Here is a 20,081-nt window from a genome sequence, read left to right on the forward strand (position 1 = left end):
GATCTTTCCGCTGGCTCTTCACCATCCCTTCACCACCGATCGCCCCGCCCGGGCTGACGAATAGTGCCAGCGGGGTGATTCCTGCTGCACACAGGCCGTGCTTCGGCCTGCCTGCCGCCTCGCCGATCCCAGACACCCTCCCTCGGAGGGCAGTCTCTTCCGCTTGGAGCATCCACAGTGCCGACCAGCAACGCCAACTCCTCCTCGTCCGGCTCCCGTCGGGCCTCCAACTCCCTGCCGCGTCGCTCGCCGTCGCGTCTGGCCCGGCTCGAGCAACTACGTCGCCTCACCCCTCGCGATCACCAGCTGCTGGGCTGGCTCGCCGAGCACTACATCTTGTCGACCGATCAGATCGCCGCGGCCCTGTTCCCGTCCCGGCGGTCGGCGCGGCTGCGTCTGGCCGTGTTGCAGCAGCTGGAGGCGGTCACCCGGTTCGTCGACACCACCACCGGTAACCGGCAGTACCTCTACACCCTGGGTCCGCTCGGTGCTGTGGTGTACCCGACGCAGTTCAACGACCCCAACCGGGCGGGCGCCCGAGCGCCGCGTACCGCGATCGAACGCACCGAGCGGATCATCGGTAGCCGAAGGCTGCGCCATCTGCTGGGCACCAACCAGCTGTTCATCGACTTGGCCGCCCACGCCCGCGCCCACACCGGTGTGCGGTTGGCGCGGTGGTGGTCCGAGCAGCACGCCACCGCCGTGTTCGCCCGCGCCGGTGTGCAGCCCGACGGGCACGGCGTCTGGGTCGCCGGCGGGCGCGAGGTCGGGTTCTTCCTCGAACATGACAACGGCACCGAACCGTTGGGCATCGTGCTGAAGAAGCTGCGCGGCTACGGACAGCTCGCCGCCTACGGCCCTCGGTACCCGGTCCTGCTGCGGGTTCCCGGCCGCCGTCGGGAACGGCACCTACTCGACGCCCTATGTGGGGTGCCGACCGCCATGCCGGTCGCGACCGGTATCCACGGCGAGCATCCCGCCGGCGAGTCTTGGACCCTCACGTCCGATCCGGGCCCGCGACGGTGGCTGCACGAGCTGCCTTCTGATCATGGCCCGGACAATCCGGCGACCAACCCGCACCGCTACCCCGACGACGGACCCGCCGATTTCGACCCGGAACTCTGACCGGTCCCTGTGGCAGGTCAACGGCGAGCCTGTCGGTCGCAAGGTCGTTTGTCAGACCTCCCCGGGTCTCACACTTTCCCGCCACCGCCTTACACCATCCGACGCTTGCTTCTGACACTGCAGGTCAGACGCCGTTCTGACGATCCCAACAGCCGCCGAGACTGACAGACCCGGCCGCTACCTTCTTCGGCACTACCTCATCCCACATTTCGCTCCACCCGGTTCGGTCCCGCCTTCGGGATTGCCTCGCCGCACCGTTTCGGTGCGCCTCGTCCACCCGCCCCTTTGAGGGCCGGTCGGCGACCGCGCCGCGCGGTGACCTTCCCAGGCCGCACCGCACCAACCGGCACCACCCCGCACCGTCTCGGATCCCTTCCGCTTCATCACCCGCAACCGACCCATGTACCCGGTGGGCCGGTCACCTCTGCGCGCCCAGAAGACGCGCCCGTATCCCAGGAGGACCCTCGCTATGACCGCTACGCACAACGGTGCGGCAACGCCCCTGAGCCGTTTCGGCCGCCGCGTCCCGACCAGCACGACTGCCAAGAACACCACTTCGGCGACCACGAACACCGGCCCGGCGGTACCAGCAGCTGCCGTGCAGACGCCGATCGCGACGATTCGGTCGATGATCGTCTGCCTGCCCGACGGACTACCGTCGCAGGCGCTGACCGCGCACCAGCTCGACCGGCACTTCGGTGTGTCCGGCAACCTGCAGCCCCGCTTCTGGGCTGTCGAGGCCAGATGGCTCTGGCAGACCAGGCACCTCATCGCGCCGCGCAAGGGCAAGCCCACCTATTGCGCGGGCGGACCGGTCAAGCTCCTCGAGCTCGCCGGGTTGCGCCACGCCGCCGGCATGGGGGCCGGTATCCGCCACCAGCTGTGGCAGCACGTCGTCCATGGCACCCCGCCGGCCCGGCCCTGGCACGTGTACCAGGCCCGGCATCTGGCCGAGCCCGCCACCTACCCGCTGCAGCGGGTGGAGGCGGACTTCTTCGGTCAGCCGCGGGTCAACGCGATGCGGCTGCACAACGCCGTCAGCTACGGCGCCGCGCACCTCCTGGTGGAGGAGTTGGAGATGTTTCAGGCCGGCCCGCTGGCCTACCAGCACTACAGCGCCGCCACCGCCGTCTGCGCCGACGCGCTACTGACCGCCGACGGGCACAAGCTCGCACCCGCCGGCGATGCCCTGGCCCACCGGGTGACCTACCTCGAGCAGGCCAGCCGCTATCTCGACACCGTCGAGGCCGGCCAGCGGCTGCTCGCCGTCGCTTTCTAACCGAACCGGAACCGGTCGGGCACCCTCTCCATCCCCCGGCACCTCAGGCGATCGGCGGCGGCCCGGCCGGCTCCACCATCACGATTACGGCTGCTCCCCCAGCTACCCGGATTACCCGCGGATCCGCGCAGCCGCAGGTCCGCCGGGAACACCGGCGTGTGGTGCCCGCGACGCAGCCTGCGCAGGCGCCTTAGCACCACCAGCCGCTGGGCGAGCGCCGATCGGCGGACGCACATCAGCCCGCCTGGGCGCGTAACCGCCACACCCGAGCAAATCCCACTTCCCATCCCTTCCGGGGACCGTGCCTGGCCGCGTGCCGCAACCCCGGGAACCGCCGGGGACAGGTATGCGCTCCGCCGCGGTGATCCCGGTGCATTCTCCCGAGAGGAACCACCGATGTTCACACCCGTCGAGCCGTCTGCACTGATCACGTCCGTTCTGCGAGCCGTTGCCCTTAGGCAGCCCGACTCGGAGGCGATGCGGGCGATCATGCAACGCTCATCCGAGTTCCCGAGTTCCCTGCAGGCCCAGCTCACCGGCATTGCCCTCGACCCCGCCGCCCGGGAAGCCGCCGAGCAGTCATTGGACGTGTTCTGGTCGAACGAGGCGGCCCGCCAGGACACGCTGCGCTCCAGCGGCACCGACCGGGAAGTCATCATCGGCAGTGGATTCCACGCCGCGGTGTACGCCGCCGTGCGTGTCCTCACCGGCTTCCCGAAGCCTCTGGTGCTCGAACGCAGCTCGCGTGCCGGTGGCACCTTCGCGATGACGACACGAGCGACGTTCTACCTCAACTCCCGCAATCGTCCCGGCGGTGCAGGTCAGGCCGGAGACCTGGGAGCCAGCCTGAATTACCTGCCCGGCGCGCCGATCCAGGCGGCGAACCTGTCCATGGCGGAGTACCAGAGCAACACCGACATGGCCTTCATCATCCGGCTGACCCTGGCACAGTTCGCCGACGTGGTCACCGACGCGAACGTCGTGTCCGTGTCCGGTGACACCACCGGCCTGCAGATCGACATCGCCGACCGCGCCCCCGTTCCTGCCGGACGGCTCATCGACGCCCGAGGACTCGGTGATCCCCGTCTGCAGAGCCTGACCAACGGCACCACCATCGTCACCTTCGCGCAGTTCATGAACCGCATGGCCGGCATGTGGCCGCTGCGGGATCTGCGCCGGGTCGCGGTGATCGGTGGTGGTGACTCCGCTAAGTGCACCGTCGAGTCGCTGCTGGGCCTCGCACCGCCACCACTCATGGCCGCCGCGGCCCTCGACCGCGTGGACCGCATCGACTGGTACGCCGACGACCTGCCCGACACCTGCGAGACCTGGCGGCAGAACATGCGCGGCCGATACCAGGGCATCGGCCGCTACCTGCGCCCCGACCGGCTCGGCGTGCGCCGACTTCTGGTGCAGAACCGCCGCGTTCAGCCCGTCGCGCTGCCTGGCGCGGCGCTGATCGACGGCCGCACTTACGACCTGGTCGTGGTCTGCACCGGAAACCAGGAGACGCCCATCCCCGGGATCACCGCCGATTCCTTCGAGGACTACGCCATCGGGGGTGCGGACGCGGTCGCCAGCAGGGATTACACCCTGCCGGTGTTCCGGGTCGGCCCCCACGCCAGGCTGCCGTTCACCCGCCAGGAACGCGAGGACGGCATCGCCAACATCGCCGCCAACGCCGTCTCGATGTTCCGGACCGCCGGCAAGACCGCCGCCCTGGCCGCAACGCTCAACGCGCCAACCGGCGACTGAGACCCAGCCGCTCGTCTAAGCGCTGCTACCTGGTCACGCGTCCGGCCGGCGAGACCCGATCGGTGACGTACCGACCGCTTTCGTCGGCCGGCGCCTGGGTGCTGTCGCCCCATTAGCCGGACAGCACCCGCGCACCCCGCCGTCCCCGGGATCCGCGATGGACCGGCCGGCCAGCACCCATCTCGACACAGCCATCTGCGAACGGAGAACCACCATGTCTGAACAGCACGACCCTGCCGGTCCCGCGGCGTTGCCGCCAGGCGCCCGACTGCTGTCCACGCAGCAAGCCGTCGACGCCCTGGTGTCCGGCGACCACCCGCAGAGCCGTCAGGGCAACCTCGCCATCGACGCCGCCCTCATCGCGCTGCTGCGACAGGGCCGCATCATCGCCTGCCGCCTCATTGACGGCCGCATCGCCTTCCACCGCCACCCCGACACAACCGCCTGACCCGGCCGCTGACGCCCATCCACCGATAGGCGGTGGCAGCCGCCAGACAACACCCCGGCGCCCAGGGACGGGGCGCCTTCCACAAGCCCGGCCGGCGAAACGGCCACTCTTTCCCTCTTGCACCGCATCACTGCCGGTGACGCGGCTCCGCCCGCACCAGGCCCGTCTACGGCGTCACCGAGCGACCCCTCCATCACGTCCCCGCGCTCCGGTTCGCCGCCCCGCCGCCGCCCCGGCTTGCGGGGCTTCTTGCTGTCCGGCACCACAACCCCCTTTGGAGAGGAGCCCGATCGTGGCTACCCGCATCACCAGAACCGTCATCGACGACGTCGACGGCACCGACGCCGCCGGCACCTACCGCTTCGCCCTCGAAGACACCGCCTTCGAGATCGACCTGTCCGAGGCCAACCTGGCCCGGCTACGCGATGCGCTCGCCCCGTTCATCGCCGCCGGCCGTCGCCTGCCCAAGAACCCGACCGTGCGCGGCGCCGCCCGCCCCAACCCGGCGGCCTCGGAGTCGGTCAAGCGGATGCGGCGCTGGTGGGCCGACAACCAGCACCACGACAACGTTCCCGAATACCGCGCCAGCGGACGCCTTCCGCAGCAGGTCATCGACGCCTACCAGCAGGCCACCACCCCGCAGCCGAACTGACCGGGTCGTGCGCCCGGCGTCGCTTCCCGCACGCCGGGCGCACGACTTGCCTCACCTGGCTGATCGAAGCGTGCATCAGTGCACGCCAACCCTGCACACCCCAGCGCGGCGGCCTGCAACGGGCGGGCCGCCGCCATACCGGAAGGGACCGCCACCATGACCGACGCCACCCCCGGCACTCCTGGACCGGAACCGGCGCACAGCGCGTTCCGCGTCCTGGCCGCGCTTGCCGACCTGCGCGAAGCGACTGCCGCTGCCATCGCCCAGCACGCAGGGCTCGCCTACTCCACTGTCACGCCGAAACTACGCGCCTGGGAAACCAGCGGACACGCCCAGAAGTACCGCCATGCCGCCACCAACCAGACCTTGTGGCGGCTGACGCCGGCTGGGCGAGCCGCCACCGGCGCGCAAGGCGAGGTTCCCGTGCCGCCTCCGGACATCGAAGCGCCGGAGAACGCTGACGACGCCGACCGTGCTACCACCGCGCCGCTGGCTGAGCCGGCACCGTCCGATGTGCCGACCACGGAGCGTGACGCGAACCCGCCGCACACCGGCACCTACCGCGACGACGAGCCAGTCCCGCCCGCAGCACAACCCGTACCCACCCCGCCCGACGCCGCCGCGGACACCGAACCGCAAACCGCCGAGTCGGTCCCCGACCACAGCAGCGACGACGCCGCCCTGCCGGACGACCGCGGTGACGAGACCGCCGTGCCGGATGACGCCGGCGGCGCGGCCGCCGCCGGGTCGGAGGGTTCCGCCGACAAGGCCGCTGCATCGGAAGGCAACGGGGCTGCGGCGACGCCGCAACCCGCCAAGCGCAAGCGGCCCGCCGGTGCGCTCGAGGCCAGCGTACTGGCCATCCTGCACAGCCGCCCGGGCGAGAGGTTCACGGTCAACGACCTACGCAAGCTGGTCGACAAGGCCGACCAAGGGACCGGCTACCCAGCCGCGAGCGCGGGCGCCCTCGCCAACGCGCTCACCAAGCTGACCGGCAAAGGCCAGGTCGACACGGTGCAGGAGAAACCCGCCACCTTCCAGGCCGCGCCCGCCACCGACTGACCCCACCCCCACCTGGCTTCAGGTAGCCCGGGACGGGCGTCAACTCGTTGGCGCGAGACGCCCGCCCCGGTGCTCCTTCCACCGAAAGGAGCAACCCCAGTGTCTCCCATCCTCACCGCGTCACTAACCGCGCTCGGCGGCCTGCTGGCCGGCCTCGGCTGCGGCGCTGTGGCCCTGCACTGGCAGTACGAGCGGCTCGCAGACGCCCGCCGGCAAACCGCCGCGGCGAACCGGCGCGCGGATCACGCCGAGTTCCTGGCCCTGCATGACGACACCACCGGCATTCCCAACCGGCGGGCCTTCCTGGCCGCCTGCAACCGGGCACTGGCCACCGGCGATCCGACCGGGGTGGTCCTGCTCGACCTGGACAACTTCAAGAACGTCAACGACACCTACAGCCACGAGCACGGCAACGACGTCCTGACCACCGTCGGGCTACGCCTGACCGACCTGGGCCCACCCGTACAGCTGGTAGCACGGCTGTCCGGCGACGAGTTCGCCCTGCTGATCACCGGCGACCACGCCCAGACCCGCGCGAGCGCGCACGCCGCCGCCACGGCGATCAGCGGCCAGCCGATCCCGATCGCCGGCACCCACGACCTCGCGATACACGCCAGCGTCGGCTACGCCCACACCACCGACCTCAGCACCACCCGGCAGCTGCTGCACGCCGCGGACCTGGCCATGTACGAGGCCAAACGCCGCGGCAGCGGCGTCACCGACACCCCGTCGCATCCGCCGCCGCGCGCGCGGTGCCGCGACGCCCGCCACCAAACCCACAGATCCACAACCGACAACCCATGACGAAGCACCCGGCCGCTGGCCCGCCCGCCTCCTGAGGCCCCGCCGACCACTTCCGGCGCGGCACGCGCCAGCGGCCGGTGAGCCGTCCTCGACCGCCCACACCAGGCGGCATGACGACGTCGTCCGCCCCCGGCACACCCCGCCACCCGGCTCCAAGCGCCTGCCGCGCCGGACCTGGCCCATCGGCGTGCCCACACAGCGTGCACGCCGGCCTTTTCAGCCATACCTGCGACGAAGGAGCAAGCAGTGAACACCAGCGACCCGGCGATGCCATCCGCCTCCCTCACCGACGCCGACACCCTCGCCTACCCGATCTCACCGGACTACGTGAAGTCGTGGACCCCCGTGCGCGCGGTCTGCGAACTCATCGCCAACGCCCTCGACGAAGACCCCACCGCCCAGGTCAGCTGGGCCAACGGTGTCCTGACCATCAGCGACAACGGGCCCGGCATCCCCGAGGAAGGCCTCATCCTCGGCTACTCCACCAAGACCACCCAGCAGATCGGCCAGTTCGGCGAGGGCAAGAAACTCGCCGCGCTCGTCCTGGCCCGCAGCCCACACATCGGGGCGGTGCGCTGCGAAACCGTCGGCTACGGCTTCACCCCCAGCGTCGAGGCCCGGCGGCTGCTCGGCGGCATGATGCCGTCCCGGTCCGCCCAGGGCGCTGAGGTGCTGGTCTACCACCTGTACCGCACCGACCGCGCCGGCGGCACCGTCTTCACCCTCGAGTGCCCGCACGAGCTCGCCGTCGAGGCGATCGGACGGTTCCGCGCCCTGACCGAACCCGGCTACACCCCACCAACGGCACCCGGGTCGTGTGTCCTCGACGGTGAGCCCGGCCGGGTGTGGATCGGCGGTGTGCTCGTGTCCACCGTGCCCGGCCTGCTCGCCTCCTACGACCTGCCCCTGAACGACAAGGCGCTGCAGAACCGCGACCGCACCGTCATCGAGGCCGGCGCGCTACGCACCGCGGTCCGCGCCATCCTCGCCGACAGCACCAACCCGCAGGTCATCGACCGGTTCGCCACCCATGTCCTGGCCGGTGGCAGCCTGCGCGAACCCGAGCAGTTCTTCACCACCGTCACCCACCCACGGGTCCGCGCCGCCTGGCGCAGCTGGGCCCGTACCCACCTGCCCGCCGACACCTACTACACGGCCATCCGCGACCGGGAGGCCGCGCTGGATCTGGCCGACCGCGGCTACACCGAACTCACCACCCGCGGCCTGTCCGAACACGACAAACAAGCCCTGATGGAGCTGCTCGGAGTCGAGGTCGCCCGCACCCGCCAGCGCACCCACTACGACAAAACCCGCAACAAGACCACCTGGGTCGCCGACCGGGCACTGACCACCGGCGAACGCGCGATGCTCACCTCGACGCGGCAGCTGGTCCTGCGTGCGATCGGGGCGTTCGCGCTGGACCGGGTGCGGGTGTACGCCGACAGCGAGCAGGAGCCGTGCGCCAACGGCTTCTACAGCCCGATCTCCGGCGACGTCGCCATCCACCGCGACGTCCTGACCGACCGGCAACAGACCCTGCACACGCTCGTCCATGAGGCCGCGCACCGCGTCGGGCACCGCGGCGGCGGCCGGTGGCTGCCGATCCCGGACTACGGCGACCGCAGCCGCGGCTTCGAAGCCGTACTCAGCGACTTCGCCGCGCTCCTGCTCGGCTACCTCGCCGACGACCACCCCCTACCGCCGGCCGAGCCCACCGACACCACCGCTTCCGGCACCGCGGTGCGTCGGGCGGCGGCCGACGATCCGGCGGTGCCGGCCAGCCGCCGCGAACTGGCGCACCTGCTCACCGACCAGCTGCCCCACGCCCTGGCGGCTGGCGCTTTCACCAACGAGAAGGAACTGGTGGCCTCGACCGCGGTCTTCCCCGGCTACTGGCACACGCTGACCCACCCGCGGGCCGCCGGCTGGCGGCCCCGCCAAGGCGGCGGCGGAGCCTGGGACTACGACAAGGTCGCCGTGCTCGCCGAAGCCGTCGGCGTGCACCCACCGGTCGTCTGGCTCGGCTACCACCTGTGCGAAGGCGCCATACACGGCCGCCAGCGCAGGTATTGGGGCAAGCCCGGCCGTTGGGGCAAAGGCATGCGCGACGCCGTGGAACGCGCCTGCACGGATCTGGAGATACTCGGCGGCGCGTACGCCCAACAGATCCCCGCGCTGCGCGCCCTCGCCGCCGGCACCACCGCCGCCCCGATCGGCGACGACACCTGGCAGGCCCCCGCTCGGGTACTGCTGGCTCTGGAACGCCAACGGCTGAACCTCGACCCCGCTCCCGGCCGAGTGCTCATTGCCCCGCGGTCGCGGCACGGCCATCCGTGCCGGCAGTGCTGGGTGGCGCCGCTGTCTACGCTGTTCAGCACTGTGGGCCCTTGAAACCGCGCCCGGTGGCCCGAGGCGGCGCTTCGCCGCTCGCCACTGGCTCTGCAAGCGAGTTGTGACACCAGCGGCCCGTGAGTTTTGACTCCATTGATCGGTTCGGCCGTTGATCAATCTCCGCGAGTTTCGACCGCAGTTCCGTCGGCTGTCGCGGGTTGGTCGGGGTCGGCGGAGGTTTGCAGGCGTAGTCGGGTAAGCGCGAGCATGTCGATCAGCCAGCCAGGGCCACCGGTGACACCGTGGACGCGCAGAACTGCATCCAGTTCGCGGTGGACAGCCGGGCCGGCGCTGCCGAAGTGGTGTCGAAACTGACGGAGAAACCCCATGTCAGAAGCCTCGGCAACGTCCGCTCCATGTCACCAAGCTCGTTCATTATCTCGTGCTCTTCCGAGTTCTGTCCGGTCAGCGCCTATTGGCGGTAGCGAGGGACGCAAGGCATGCTCGCGTGCTCACGGCCACCGTTGTCAACGTCCTGTTCCAGGAAGTGGTGACCGAAGGAGGCCGGAGCCGCCGACGTATCGACGGCCCCGGCCGTGCTCTTGCTAGGCCGTGATGGCCTGCTCAAGCAGGGTGCGGTGGCGGATCATCCACCCGGCGGCACGGGCTCGCCAGGTCAGCGCCCACAACGGCGCCGGGTCGGTCGAGTCCGGAGTGATCCCGGCTTGAACCGCCTCGGCGGAGCAGTCCCGGATCGCGAACTCGATCATTCTGCTGACCACTTCTTGCCGATCAGCTCTGGGCAACTCGTATCCGTCGAGGAACAGCCGCAGTTGCCGGGCGCGGGTGGTTGCGTCGGGCAGGCCGTGTCGTTCGGCGACGTCGTCGTCGTGGAGTTGAGCGTTCCACCACGCGGTGGCAACGATCTCGTCGAGACGGTCGACCGGTCCCGCGAGGGTCCAGTCGATGAACGCCACGGGTTTCCCATCCCGGGCAACGGTGTGCCACGGTCCGGCGTCGCAGTGACCGATTACTGAATTCGGCCCTTGCTGGTGCATCCACCAGCGCTGCCACACCGCGTTTGACGGGGGCCGGAAGCTGGTCGTGGCGGTATGCAGGTCGCGGAGCAGTTTGCCGACCTGCCCGACACCTTCGTCCGACCACGCATGTGGGTGAACGATGCTGCCGTCGACGTAGGTCAACACCTCGTTGCCGTCGGCGTCGATACCGTCGCCGACCACCCGTGGGGAGCCGGTGAACCCGACGTCCTCGAGGTGGCGTAGCAGTGCGTGAACGGTGCCGGTCCAGGGCTGGGCGGGACGCTTGATCGTCTCGCCGGAACGGATGACATGGCTGGGTCCGCCTTCAGCCGCGGTGAGCGGCTCGAAGGACGATGCGGAAACCACGAATTCTCCTCGTGTCAGCGCGGTAAGCGGTAAATTAGCGCCGGAATGACGGCGCCAAGGAGCTGCCGGGCGCGGATGAACCGCGGCCAGCTGGACCGCTACGAGGCGAGGAGTTCGCGAATCTCGCCGGCCTCACCGGCGAAATGCCGCCGACGAGGGCGGCAACGTTCAGATCGCGGCGAACTCGCAGGTCGTAGCGGTGATAGCCACCTCGCTGGGAACCATGCACATCATCAAGACCTCCTTGTCGAGCCCGATACCGGAGGTTATCGGCTCGCACGCGGCGCCACTACCAAGTTTCATCGCCGCCCCGGCGGACCAGCGCCGCCCTGCAGCCGCCGACCCGCCCTCCCGCACAGCGGTGTGGTGTCAAACTCGCGGACACGAAATATGCCGACGAGCAAGCGGTGTCGGAACGCCGTTGAACCGGTGTCGACAGTCACGGAGATAACCACGCCACGTTTCACACCCGTGGTCCGGCCGCGTGCTTAGTGAATGTTCTCGACGCGGCGACCAACCGAATCGGTGACGACATTGTCATTAAAGGGAATCTCCAGCGGCGGCCAGAACACCAGGCCGCCGTCGAAAGGTATACGTCGATCGTCTTCGCCGCGCTACCGGTCATCACGATCGTTAGATGATCACCCGGAGCTGTGTCCCGCGACTGCCCTCGGGCTCGAAGATCGCCCCATAGCTGGTAGATCGTCGGGGGCCCGTACAACCACCGTCACTGCTGCCGGCCCCAACTCACGACCGGGCGTCCGCGCTGTCCATGTGCCGATCCTCGCCGAGGAGCACTCACCGACGCTGGTCAACGCATCAGGACTTGACTTCTCCAACACTCACTACGCCCCGGGCCGTTAGGAGCCGCAGCCCGACGACTTGTCCTTCGGCCGAAGGTGAGCGTCGATCGGTGCCAGACCGACGCCGACGCCCCTATCAGGCAAAACAAGCCCCGCCATCCCGGCGCCGGTGACGGTCGCAGCATGCCCGCGAACCGTTCGCCGGAAGGCCCGACGCCATGCCCGCACCACCGCCTGCGCGGCCCAGCGACACCTACCCGATGCCCGACGACGTCACGGACCGACTGCTCTACGCCCTGGCCGTCGATGTCGCCACCGCACACCAGCCCCGCCCGGACGGCACCTGCCCGAACCTGCAATGCCACGGCCGGGCAGGGCCCTGCGTGCCGCTACTCAACGCCTACCGCGCCGCCGACCTCGCCCGCCGCCCTCCGGGCCCTCCCCGGCCGGCCCCGCAGCATCCGGCACGCGGACACGCCCGCGTGCCGGCCTCCCTGCCGGTGAACGGGTTCCGCGAGCTGATCGCCGAGCCCACAGCCGGTCCGGCACCGCACGCCCCGGCCATAGCCGGGCCTGGGCAGATGGCACGGCCATTCGCGGTGTTCCGCCGTCCACCCGCTGCCTAACACCACCCCCTTTTTACCGCCACGGCACCTCACCTTCCGGCCGCCGGCAAAAGCGACCGCGGGGTGCCTCCCATCGTCGGAGGTGTTCATGAACTTCCCTGCCCACGACACACTCGCCGGATACGCCCGTACCGCCGTCGACCTGCGCAGCCGCATGGCCGACTACCACCGCAGCCCGCTGTCCCATGACTGGCTGAACGCCTTCATGACCGCCCGCAGCGCCGACACCACGCAGCCGACGGCACCGAAGGTCCTCGACGCCGTCCGCCAGATCACTTCACTGCCATGGCAGGGCGGCCAGCCCTACGTCGTGGCACCCGCGATGACCGCGGTCATCGCCGCCGCCGCGCAGGCACTCGACCTCACCGGAGAAGTCCTGCCCAACGACATCGCCCCCGACGACTCCGGCGTCCTGCTGCTGCCCGAACCGGTCTACCAGCGCACCCTCACCGGCACCATCACCTCCATCGGGGCGATCACCTGGGCCAAAACCACCACCGTCACCACCGGTGCCAGCAGCTGGTTCATCTGCGGCTGGGCCGACCACCACGACCCGCTCGACCCCGCCGCCGCCCGCCGCCGCGAACAAGTGGCCGCCCGACCGGACCTGACCCGCCAGTTCGGCCCCTACGTCCTGATCACCCTCGACCAGCTGCCGATCGGCCGGCCCGTCGATCCACCCCCCGACCAGCCGGTCATCGACGACGCCGACATCGACTGGCAGAACGCGCCCGACGGCCGCTACGTGCTCGACGAGGCCGCCATGCGCACCAAGGTGAGCGCCGCGCTGGTGTACGCGTTCTGGCGCATCCAAGCCCAGCCCCTGGCCACCGTGGCTACCGCACCGGCCGACCGTGCCACCCGGCGCCGCGCGGTGCGCGCCTCGATCCGCCACGACACCCGCGTGGTGATGCTGCGCCGCACCAAACCCCTCGCCGAGCCCGGTGACGGCGACCCGAAGTGGCACTACCGCGTCCGGTTCTTCGTACGCGGGCACTGGCGGCGGCTGATCGACCGCGACGGCATCCCGTACCGCATCTGGATCAACGCCCACATCAAAGGCCCCGACGGCGCGCCGCTGATGCTGGGCGAAAAGGTCGCCGTCCTCGCCCGCTGACACTGCACCACTTACCGACCGAAGACCGCGCGGACGCGCCTCACCCCGGCCGTCCGCGCGGCCTTCGCCATGCCCGCTGCCCAACCCCTGTCACCACCACCCGAGGAAACGAGGCCAGCCATGACGACCCGCGCAATCACCGCACTTGCCGCCGCAGTCCTCGCGATCGTCGTGCTGTGCTCCGGGCTGGCCACCACCCTGACCTTCGGCGGTGGCCCCGCGAACGCCCACTGCACCTTGGCCAGCACGTCTGCGGGCGCGTCACCGCCCGGCCCGCCGGGGCCAGGGGGTGTGGGTCCGATCGGGCGGTGGAACGGCGAGCAGGTCGCCAACGCCGCCACCATCATCGCCGTCGGACAGGCACTGCAGGTACCGGCGCGCGGCTGGGTGATCGCCGTCGCCACGGCGATGCAGGAATCCCAGCTGGCCAACCTGCGCGGCGGCGCCGACGACTCGATCGGGTTGTTTCAGCAGCGCCCCTCACAGGGCTGGGGCAGCCCGGCCCAACTGCACGACCCGCAGTACGCAGCCACGAAGTTCTACCAGAAGCTGAAAACCATCGACGGCTGGCAAGCGATGCCGCTCACCGAAGCCGCCCAGAAAGTCCAGGTCAGCGCCTACCCGAACGCCTACGCCAAGTGGGAACCCGACGCCACCCACCTCGTCGGCACACTGTCGGGCACCACCAGCGGCCTCGGCGCCTGCACGGTCACGGTCAGCGGACAGGGCTGGACCCAGCCGGTGGACGCCACGGTCGGCTCCGGGTTCCGCACCACCGACCGGCCCGGCCACGACGGCGTCGACCTGATCGTCGGCAAAGGCGCTGCGATCTATGCCGCCTCCGCGGGAACGGTCAGCCGGGTGCGGTGCAACGCCGTCGACACCCGCACCGGCCGGGACTGGGGCTGCGACCGCGACGGCGACCCGGACCTGACCGCCGGCTGCGGCTGGTACGTCGACATCGACCACGCCGGCGGCATCGTCACCCGCTACTGCCACCTGCTCGTACAGCCGTACGTCCACGTCGGTCAGCACGTCGGCGCTGGCGAGGTCATCGGCATCTCCGGCAGCAGCGGCCACTCATCAGGGCCCCACCTGCACTTCGAAGTCCACCGCGGCGATCACAGCGCGGCGACAGCCATCGATCCAGTGCCTTTCATGGCATCCGTCGGCGCCCCGCTGGGGCAAAGCGAGCGGTGATCCAGTTGATGCAACGACCTGGCACGAACGGCTCTGTCAATTCAGCAGGCGCTGCGCCCAATACACCCGGCCATCAGGCCCGACGTTTACCAGAGCCACCAGCAAGTCGCTGACTGCAGCGGGAGCGCTGGCGAGGGCCTGCTCGGGTGCGGCGTGCCAGGACGCGCCGGATGCAGAGCCGTCACGAAGGTCACCGGTGACGCGTCGACAGACGACACCGTGATCGCGTCACCCAGGGTCCAGAACGAGCCGTTGATCTGACGGGCGCCGATGCCCTGCAGCCACGAGTAGCGCTCCTCCGCGACGTCCAAGGCTCCGTCCGAGCCGGCACCGACATCGTCCGGCCGCGGCAACGTCACGCTGATGAAGCTAGGCATCGGACGGGTGCGCTTGTACGGCCACCGCGAGTCCGACCGAGAAGGGATCGGCCACCCGGCCCGACCTATTCAGGTCGTTTATATATCCGCACTGCCCCGGCATTCTGACCAGGTTTCATCGGATCACCTAGGCACTCACACCCACTCTTCAGGAAGCCAATAGGTCGAAATGGAACCCCATTACGAACAGCAGAACCCCCACCCATTTCATCATTGACGTTCGCACTAGAACCGCCGCCGTAGGGCGAAAGGCAAGAAAATCGAGGGCAAGTGTGAAAAGTTGCAGGAAGGAAAGAGCTACCCACAACGGAAGCAGAAATAGCACCACAAGAAAAAACAGTCGAATGGCAGAGGAGAAGAATGCGGCGGTCGCCCCTGATGCGAGAATGATGCACAATGCAAGTCCAGTGAGGTAACCACTAGACTGAAACGGTGCATCTCCGTCACGTGCGTCGGCGATGTAGAACGGTGTAATCGCAATAGCGAAGAACAGCAACAGTTGCATGAGGGTATACAGGGCAGTCCCAATTCGGTCCGCCTGGCTATTCTCTCGAACGGCTTCGGGCCAAGCTCTTCTGCGGGCGCTTCCGCCGCTTGATTCCTCGTTCCGAGCGGTCGTTTCGTGCGCTACTGCTGTGGCTTCGGCTTGGTTGGACGACTCGCATCCAACAAGTTGACGTGCCCATAATCGAAACTTCTTAGCTGCATTATAAGTAGAAAGCCTGTGCCCCGCTCGCGTTACGCGCTCTGGCCCAAGAATGTCAATTATAACGGCCAGGCCGCCTGCGAATTGTGCAACCTTGCCGAGTCGCCCCCACCACATCAACGACATGCCTAGCAGTTTCATGTCCTCCATGTCATGGCCAGCAAACCATGAAGACCACAGGGTAAAGTATTTGCCCACATGCCCTCCTAACTCGGCCCTTATTTCAACTTCCTTAGCGACGCCACTGCGTCAATCTTCTTCTGAATGCAATAATCGTTCTGCAAAGACCCATACTTCGCGACCTGCGATCATGAGATCTGCCGCCGAGTAACTGGCGCGTCGATTCGAGACAAGTCGACTCAAACGCACATTCCTGGGCTACTCATCGATCGACACCTTTAACGTTGATCGTTGTGTGAGGCCAGTGTGCTCTTCTAGCTATCCTCCAGCTCCTCAACCGTCGTTGATCCGACCAGGCTGGCGCGGACGAGTTTGGCGGCTAGATCCCGCTTCTCGTCGGCCCCGTTGATGAGGTGGAACGATCCGCCGTACGCCGGCAGCGCTCGGCGGCAGCGATTGCCGCATGTCGTAGCCGAACCGAGCGGGTTTGCCGGTCGTCTTCACCTCGAAGGGATCAAGCCGGCCGTCTGCCGCGGCTTCGCCGACCGTTACGACACCCCAAGCGCCGCAGATCAGGGGCTGGCTGTTCGGCTTCGGCTAGACCGAACCGCCGAACTCCACCGCGGCCGACCCGGAGCGAGGCCCCAGTACTGACCAAGTCCTGGCCTCGGCGTGACTTGATCGATCGGCGCGCCGGTGCGTTCATCGTCAGCGACGGCGAACCGCCCCGGCCGGATCCACCCAAATTCCGCGGCGCATTGACGCGCCGTGACCCCACCGATGGCACCACCTGTGGTGTGCAGCCTCTCCGCCGCGCCCAACCCCTTCTTTAACTGGGTCAGGCGAATCGCCGGGTGGACAGCAGCCCGTCTCCGCTGTGCGCGGCTTCTTCACCGCCCGCGCATCCGGAGACGGATGCGCGGGCCTGACCTGCGAAAGGACCAGCCCATGTCCACACCCACCCCACCACCGACCGGCGGCACGGATGCCACCGCGGCCGTAGGCCGTCGAGGCTCGCTCTATCCCCGCGTCGCGCTCTATCTGGCCGGTCAGCCCGATGCCGTGCTGAAGGTCGGCGAGATCACCCGAGCCATCGGCGCCCCCTCCTCCGGAGCGGTGTTCGAGGTCCTGAAGAAGATGGCAGCGGCCGGGCACGCCACCCATGTGCGCGACCCGCACCACCGGTTCCAGATCACCCGAGCCGGCATCGACGCCGCCGGCACCATGCCCGCCAGCCAAGTCCGCTCCGGCGGCCGGACCGGCAGCCGCAAGCCGCGGCCCGCGCCGATCGCCCGACCCAACGGCAGCCTGTACTACCCACGCCGGCTCGGCACAGGCTGGGACGTCGAAGTCCTGAACAGCCTACGGACGCAGAAGATCCCGGTCCTGCTGTACGGGCCGCCCGGCACCGGGAAGACCGCCATGCTCGAGGCCGCCTTCCCCGACCTGCTCACGGTCGCCGGCACCGGCGACACCGTCGTGGATGACTTCCTCGGCTCCTACAACCCGATCCCCGGCGGCGGCTACGAGTTCGTCCACGGCCCGCTGGTTACCGCCATGCGCGAAGGGCGGCCGCTGCTGGTCGACGACGCCACCCTCATCCCACCCCGCGTGCTGGCCGTGCTGTATCCGGCGATGGACGGACGCGGCGTCATCACCATCCCCGCCCACGGCAACGAACACGTGCAAGCCGTCGACGGTTTCTACGTATGCGCCGGACACAACCCCGGCGTGCACGGCGCCGTGCTCACCGAAGCACTCGCCTCCCGATTCACGATGCACCTGCACGTCAGCACCGACTGGGACCTCGCCCGCCAGCTCGGCGTCCCCAAAGCGGTCATCGAAGCCGCCCAAGACCTCAACAAAGACCTGACCGCCGGACGCGTCGTATGGGCGCCGCAGCTACGCGAGCTGCTCGGCTTCCTCAAGGTCCGCCAGCAACTCGGCCCGGCCACCGCCCTGGCCAACCTCGCCGGCATCGCCCCCGAAGACGCCCGCGACGACGTCATCGCCGCCCTGGCCCGGCACACCGGCGCCACCGTCACCGCCCTCGCCATCGGCACCCGCTGACCCCAACGACAGGAGAACACTCTGATGTCTGACCCCAGTACCCACCGCTCCACCGGCCAGCCGGCCGCCACCGTCGATGACGCCTGGAAGCCGTGGTCGCAAGCCTGGACCAAACACATCAAGACCCTGACCGGCCGCAACGACCTGCACGTGCTCGTCGCGCCCGGCGCCGGCGGCGGCGCACCCGAATGCTTCTACCCCCAGCTGCGCCGTATCGAGGTGAACGCCAACTACATCGCCGACACCCCCGACATCGCCGACCCGAGACGGGCCGCACACAAACAGCAGGTGCCCACCGGGTACGGGCTGCTCGTGCACGGCGCCGCCCATGCCGCCCACAGCCGCTGGAGCACGCCGCCGGGCACACCGCCGATCCTCGCCCACGTCGCCGAACTGCTCGAGGAATCCCGCGCGGAAGGCCGCCAGCGGCAACGCCGCCGCGCTGACCGCCGATGGCTGCGGCACACCGTCACCGCCCTGCTCGACCCCGGTACCGCCCCGGTCGACGACGCCTGGCACGCCGGCACCCTCGCCGCGCTGATGCTGGCTCGCGTCGACGCCCGCATCATCACCAACAAAGACGTACGCGCCGTCCGCGCCGCCGTCACCGGCGTGCTCGGCCGCCAACGGCTCAAAGCACTGCGCGAGATCTGGCAGCACGCCCACACCGTCGACGACACCGACGCCGACACGATGATCGAACTCGCCCGCCGCTGGTGCCAAATCCTGGACATTGATGCCGACCAGCAGCGCAGCGTCCCAGCCGCGGATCCCGGCGAGTTCCCGGGCCGGCTGTCCCAGGCCATCGCCGACTACCTGGCCGCGGCGTACGGGCTCACCCCCGGCCAGTACGCCGCCCGGGTCCTGCAGCACCGGCACAGCCCACCCGAAGACTGGCAGCGCAGCGACCCCACCGAACAGCAGCGCAGCGCCGCCCGCGAACTGGCGGCCCGCCTCGCCCGGGCGAGAACCCGCAACCCCGAACCCGGCGTCAAACCGTCACTGATCCCACCCGGACGGCTGCGCACCCGCCACGCGATCACCGCCGACGCGCAGACAGCCCACGGGCAGCTACCCACCGCCGCGCCGTGGCAGCAGCGCACCCAACTCCCACCGCCGAAACCCACCCTGCACCTGGCGATCCTGGTCGACTTGTCCGGCTCCATGACCACGTACGCCGACGAACTGTCATCCGCGGCGTGGATCTTCGCCCACGCCGCACGCCGCTCCGAGGCCGTCACCGCGACAATCGGCTTCGGCAGTCACACCAGCGTGCTGGTAGCGCCCGGCGCCCGCCCGCGGCAGGTACTGCACATGCCCACCGGGGGCGGAACCACGACCTTCCCTGAAGCCGTCAAAGTCGCCGACCAGCTGCTCGACCTGCGCCACGGCCGCACCCTGCGCATGCTCGCCGTGGTCTCCGACGGCAAACTCGCCAACATCGCCGCCGGCCAGAAACTGATCACCGCCCTGCACCGAGCCGGCTGCGCCGTGCTTTGGTTACAGCCGTTCGGTCTGCCCGGCTACACCTTCACCGACGCCACGACCTTGACGGTCGCCGACCCTGTCGACGCAGTCGCACAGATTGCCAATACGGCGATCACCGCCCTTGAGATTGCCTGACCGACCCTTCAACCCTCGTCGGAGGCATCGCCCACGGGCGTTCACTGCCAACTGCGCGCTGGCTCGATTTATTACCCTCGCCGCATCGCCGGAACCGCGCACCCCGCCCAATTGGTCGTTGCTGCGACACCTGTGCGGCAGTGCCGCGTTGCGTCCGGCCCGGCTCGGCCACTGTGCCTGGCCAGCACCGCACTGCCGTCGGATCACTGCAATTCAAGCTTATAGGCCGCGACTTCAACGTCTGACTTCCATTGCCATTCCGGTTGCTTCGGCGTAGCGAACCGCAACTGCAGGCTGAGTTCGAAAGGAATCAGTTGCACGCCAGCTGGCGCGATAAACTCTGAATCCAGTGTGGCGCGGTACTGGTTGTACTTCTGCCAGTCGGCGGGCGTGGAGGCCCGGGTGGCCGGCGGACACCTCAGTGCCGCAGGGCAACCTGTAAACGCCACGGTCAGGTCGGCCTGGTTCCAGTCCACGCTCATCCCGTTGGTGGTGACGTCATCGATGTAGACGTCGATAGTGACGCTGTCCCGGGAATCGTTGACGGTGGCAATCGCCATGAACTCCGCGCTTAGGG

17 protein-coding genes are annotated in these 20,081 nt (G+C 69.1%); 13 read left to right on the top strand and 4 right to left on the bottom strand.

Annotated elements, in window-relative coordinates; translation table 11 throughout:
- Nucleotides 1-234 precede the first annotated feature (234 nt).
- The 9 genes from Aau02nite_RS31400 (at nucleotide 235) to Aau02nite_RS31440 (ending at nucleotide 9,941) form a co-directional block, all read left to right on the top strand.
- Complete coding sequence (locus Aau02nite_RS31400) at nucleotides 235-1,125, top strand: replication-relaxation family protein (RefSeq protein WP_212992252.1); 891 nt, start codon at nucleotides 235-237, stop codon at nucleotides 1,123-1,125.
- A 469-nt stretch (nucleotides 1,126-1,594) separates the two neighbouring features.
- The gene (locus Aau02nite_RS31405) at nucleotides 1,595-2,404 is read left to right on the top strand and encodes a hypothetical protein (RefSeq protein WP_246595588.1); all 810 of its coding nucleotides are present in this window, start codon (nucleotides 1,595-1,597) and stop codon (nucleotides 2,402-2,404) included.
- 489 nt (nucleotides 2,405-2,893) lie between these two features.
- Complete coding sequence (locus tag Aau02nite_RS31410; protein ID WP_212992215.1) at nucleotides 2,894-4,159, top strand: hypothetical protein; 1,266 nt, start codon at nucleotides 2,894-2,896, stop codon at nucleotides 4,157-4,159.
- A gap of 157 nt (nucleotides 4,160-4,316) precedes the next feature.
- A complete protein-coding gene (locus Aau02nite_RS31415) occupies nucleotides 4,317-4,607 on the top strand; it encodes a hypothetical protein (RefSeq protein WP_212992216.1) in 291 nt (96 codons plus the stop codon).
- 292 nt (nucleotides 4,608-4,899) lie between these two features.
- Entirely contained in the window at nucleotides 4,900-5,259 is a 360-nt protein-coding gene (locus tag Aau02nite_RS31420; RefSeq protein WP_212992217.1) for a histone-like nucleoid-structuring protein Lsr2, read from the top strand.
- A 156-nt stretch (nucleotides 5,260-5,415) separates the two neighbouring features.
- Nucleotides 5,416-6,321, top strand: coding sequence for a hypothetical protein (locus Aau02nite_RS31425; RefSeq protein WP_212992218.1), 906 nt, complete (start codon nucleotides 5,416-5,418; stop codon nucleotides 6,319-6,321).
- Between the two features lie 99 nt (nucleotides 6,322-6,420).
- On the top strand, nucleotides 6,421-7,125 hold the full coding sequence (locus Aau02nite_RS31430; RefSeq protein ID WP_212992219.1) for a GGDEF domain-containing protein: 705 nt from the start codon (nucleotides 6,421-6,423) through the stop codon (nucleotides 7,123-7,125).
- A 246-nt stretch (nucleotides 7,126-7,371) separates the two neighbouring features.
- Nucleotides 7,372-9,516, top strand: a complete 2,145-nt coding sequence (locus Aau02nite_RS31435; RefSeq protein ID WP_212992220.1) for an ATP-binding protein — start codon at nucleotides 7,372-7,374, stop codon at nucleotides 9,514-9,516.
- A 242-nt stretch (nucleotides 9,517-9,758) separates the two neighbouring features.
- Nucleotides 9,759-9,941 carry a hypothetical protein gene (locus Aau02nite_RS31440; RefSeq protein ID WP_212992221.1) on the top strand — a complete coding sequence of 61 codons (183 nt, stop codon included), beginning with the start codon at nucleotides 9,759-9,761 and terminating at the stop codon, nucleotides 9,939-9,941.
- A gap of 120 nt (nucleotides 9,942-10,061) precedes the next feature.
- Here Aau02nite_RS31440 and Aau02nite_RS31445 read toward each other — a convergent pair whose 3' ends face one another.
- Complete coding sequence (locus Aau02nite_RS31445; RefSeq protein ID WP_212992222.1) at nucleotides 10,062-10,697, bottom strand: hypothetical protein; 636 nt, start codon at nucleotides 10,695-10,697, stop codon at nucleotides 10,062-10,064.
- A gap of 1,682 nt (nucleotides 10,698-12,379) precedes the next feature.
- Here Aau02nite_RS31445 and Aau02nite_RS31450 point away from each other — a divergent pair.
- Together Aau02nite_RS31450 and Aau02nite_RS31455 are read left to right on the top strand one after the other, a co-directional pair.
- On the top strand, nucleotides 12,380-13,408 hold the full coding sequence (locus Aau02nite_RS31450; protein ID WP_212992223.1) for a hypothetical protein: 1,029 nt from the start codon (nucleotides 12,380-12,382) through the stop codon (nucleotides 13,406-13,408).
- 120 nt (nucleotides 13,409-13,528) lie between these two features.
- Nucleotides 13,529-14,608, top strand: a complete 1,080-nt coding sequence (locus tag Aau02nite_RS31455) for a M23 family metallopeptidase (RefSeq protein ID WP_212992224.1) — start codon at nucleotides 13,529-13,531, stop codon at nucleotides 14,606-14,608.
- 86 nt (nucleotides 14,609-14,694) lie between these two features.
- On the opposite strand, the gene Aau02nite_RS31460 is transcribed toward Aau02nite_RS31455, so the two are convergent.
- A complete protein-coding gene (locus tag Aau02nite_RS31460) occupies nucleotides 14,695-14,967 on the bottom strand; it encodes a hypothetical protein (RefSeq protein WP_212992225.1) in 273 nt (90 codons plus the stop codon).
- 166 nt (nucleotides 14,968-15,133) lie between these two features.
- The gene (locus tag Aau02nite_RS31465; RefSeq protein ID WP_212992226.1) at nucleotides 15,134-15,889 is read right to left on the bottom strand and encodes a hypothetical protein; all 756 of its coding nucleotides are present in this window, start codon (nucleotides 15,887-15,889) and stop codon (nucleotides 15,134-15,136) included.
- 870 nt (nucleotides 15,890-16,759) lie between these two features.
- Here Aau02nite_RS31465 and Aau02nite_RS31470 point away from each other — a divergent pair.
- Both Aau02nite_RS31470 and Aau02nite_RS31475 read left to right on the top strand, forming a co-directional pair.
- Complete coding sequence (locus tag Aau02nite_RS31470; RefSeq protein ID WP_246595589.1) at nucleotides 16,760-17,881, top strand: AAA family ATPase; 1,122 nt, start codon at nucleotides 16,760-16,762, stop codon at nucleotides 17,879-17,881.
- A gap of 24 nt (nucleotides 17,882-17,905) precedes the next feature.
- Complete coding sequence (locus Aau02nite_RS31475) at nucleotides 17,906-19,504, top strand: VWA domain-containing protein (protein ID WP_212992228.1); 1,599 nt, start codon at nucleotides 17,906-17,908, stop codon at nucleotides 19,502-19,504.
- Between the two features lie 203 nt (nucleotides 19,505-19,707).
- On the opposite strand, the gene Aau02nite_RS31480 is transcribed toward Aau02nite_RS31475, so the two are convergent.
- Nucleotides 19,708-20,064, bottom strand: coding sequence for a hypothetical protein (locus Aau02nite_RS31480; protein WP_212992229.1), 357 nt, complete (start codon nucleotides 20,062-20,064; stop codon nucleotides 19,708-19,710).
- Between the last annotated feature and the right edge of the window lie 17 nt (nucleotides 20,065-20,081).

This window comes from Actinoplanes auranticolor (assembly GCF_018332655.1).
Lineage (GTDB): Bacteria > Actinomycetota > Actinomycetes > Mycobacteriales > Micromonosporaceae > Actinoplanes > Actinoplanes auranticolor.

What these genes read in the sequence shown, in the direction of transcription:
- Aau02nite_RS31425 (WP_212992218.1), top strand. Translation starts at nt 5,416, where the DNA reads ATGACCGACGCCACCCCCGGCACTCCTGGACCGGAACCGGCGCACAGC.
- Aau02nite_RS31415 (WP_212992216.1), top strand. Translation starts at nt 4,317, where the DNA reads ATGGACCGGCCGGCCAGCACCCATCTCGACACAGCCATCTGCGAACGG.
- Aau02nite_RS31450 (WP_212992223.1), top strand. Translation starts at nt 12,380, where the DNA reads ATGAACTTCCCTGCCCACGACACACTCGCCGGATACGCCCGTACCGCC.
- Aau02nite_RS31480 (WP_212992229.1), bottom strand. Translation starts at nt 20,064, where the DNA reads ATGGCGATTGCCACCGTCAACGATTCCCGGGACAGCGTCACTATCGAC.
- Aau02nite_RS31405 (WP_246595588.1), top strand. Translation starts at nt 1,595, where the DNA reads ATGACCGCTACGCACAACGGTGCGGCAACGCCCCTGAGCCGTTTCGGC.
- Aau02nite_RS31470 (WP_246595589.1), top strand. Translation starts at nt 16,760, where the DNA reads ATGTCCACACCCACCCCACCACCGACCGGCGGCACGGATGCCACCGCG.
- Aau02nite_RS31475 (WP_212992228.1), top strand. Translation starts at nt 17,906, where the DNA reads ATGTCTGACCCCAGTACCCACCGCTCCACCGGCCAGCCGGCCGCCACC.
- Aau02nite_RS31410 (WP_212992215.1), top strand. Translation starts at nt 2,894, where the DNA reads ATGCAACGCTCATCCGAGTTCCCGAGTTCCCTGCAGGCCCAGCTCACC.
- Aau02nite_RS31455 (WP_212992224.1), top strand. Translation starts at nt 13,529, where the DNA reads ATGACGACCCGCGCAATCACCGCACTTGCCGCCGCAGTCCTCGCGATC.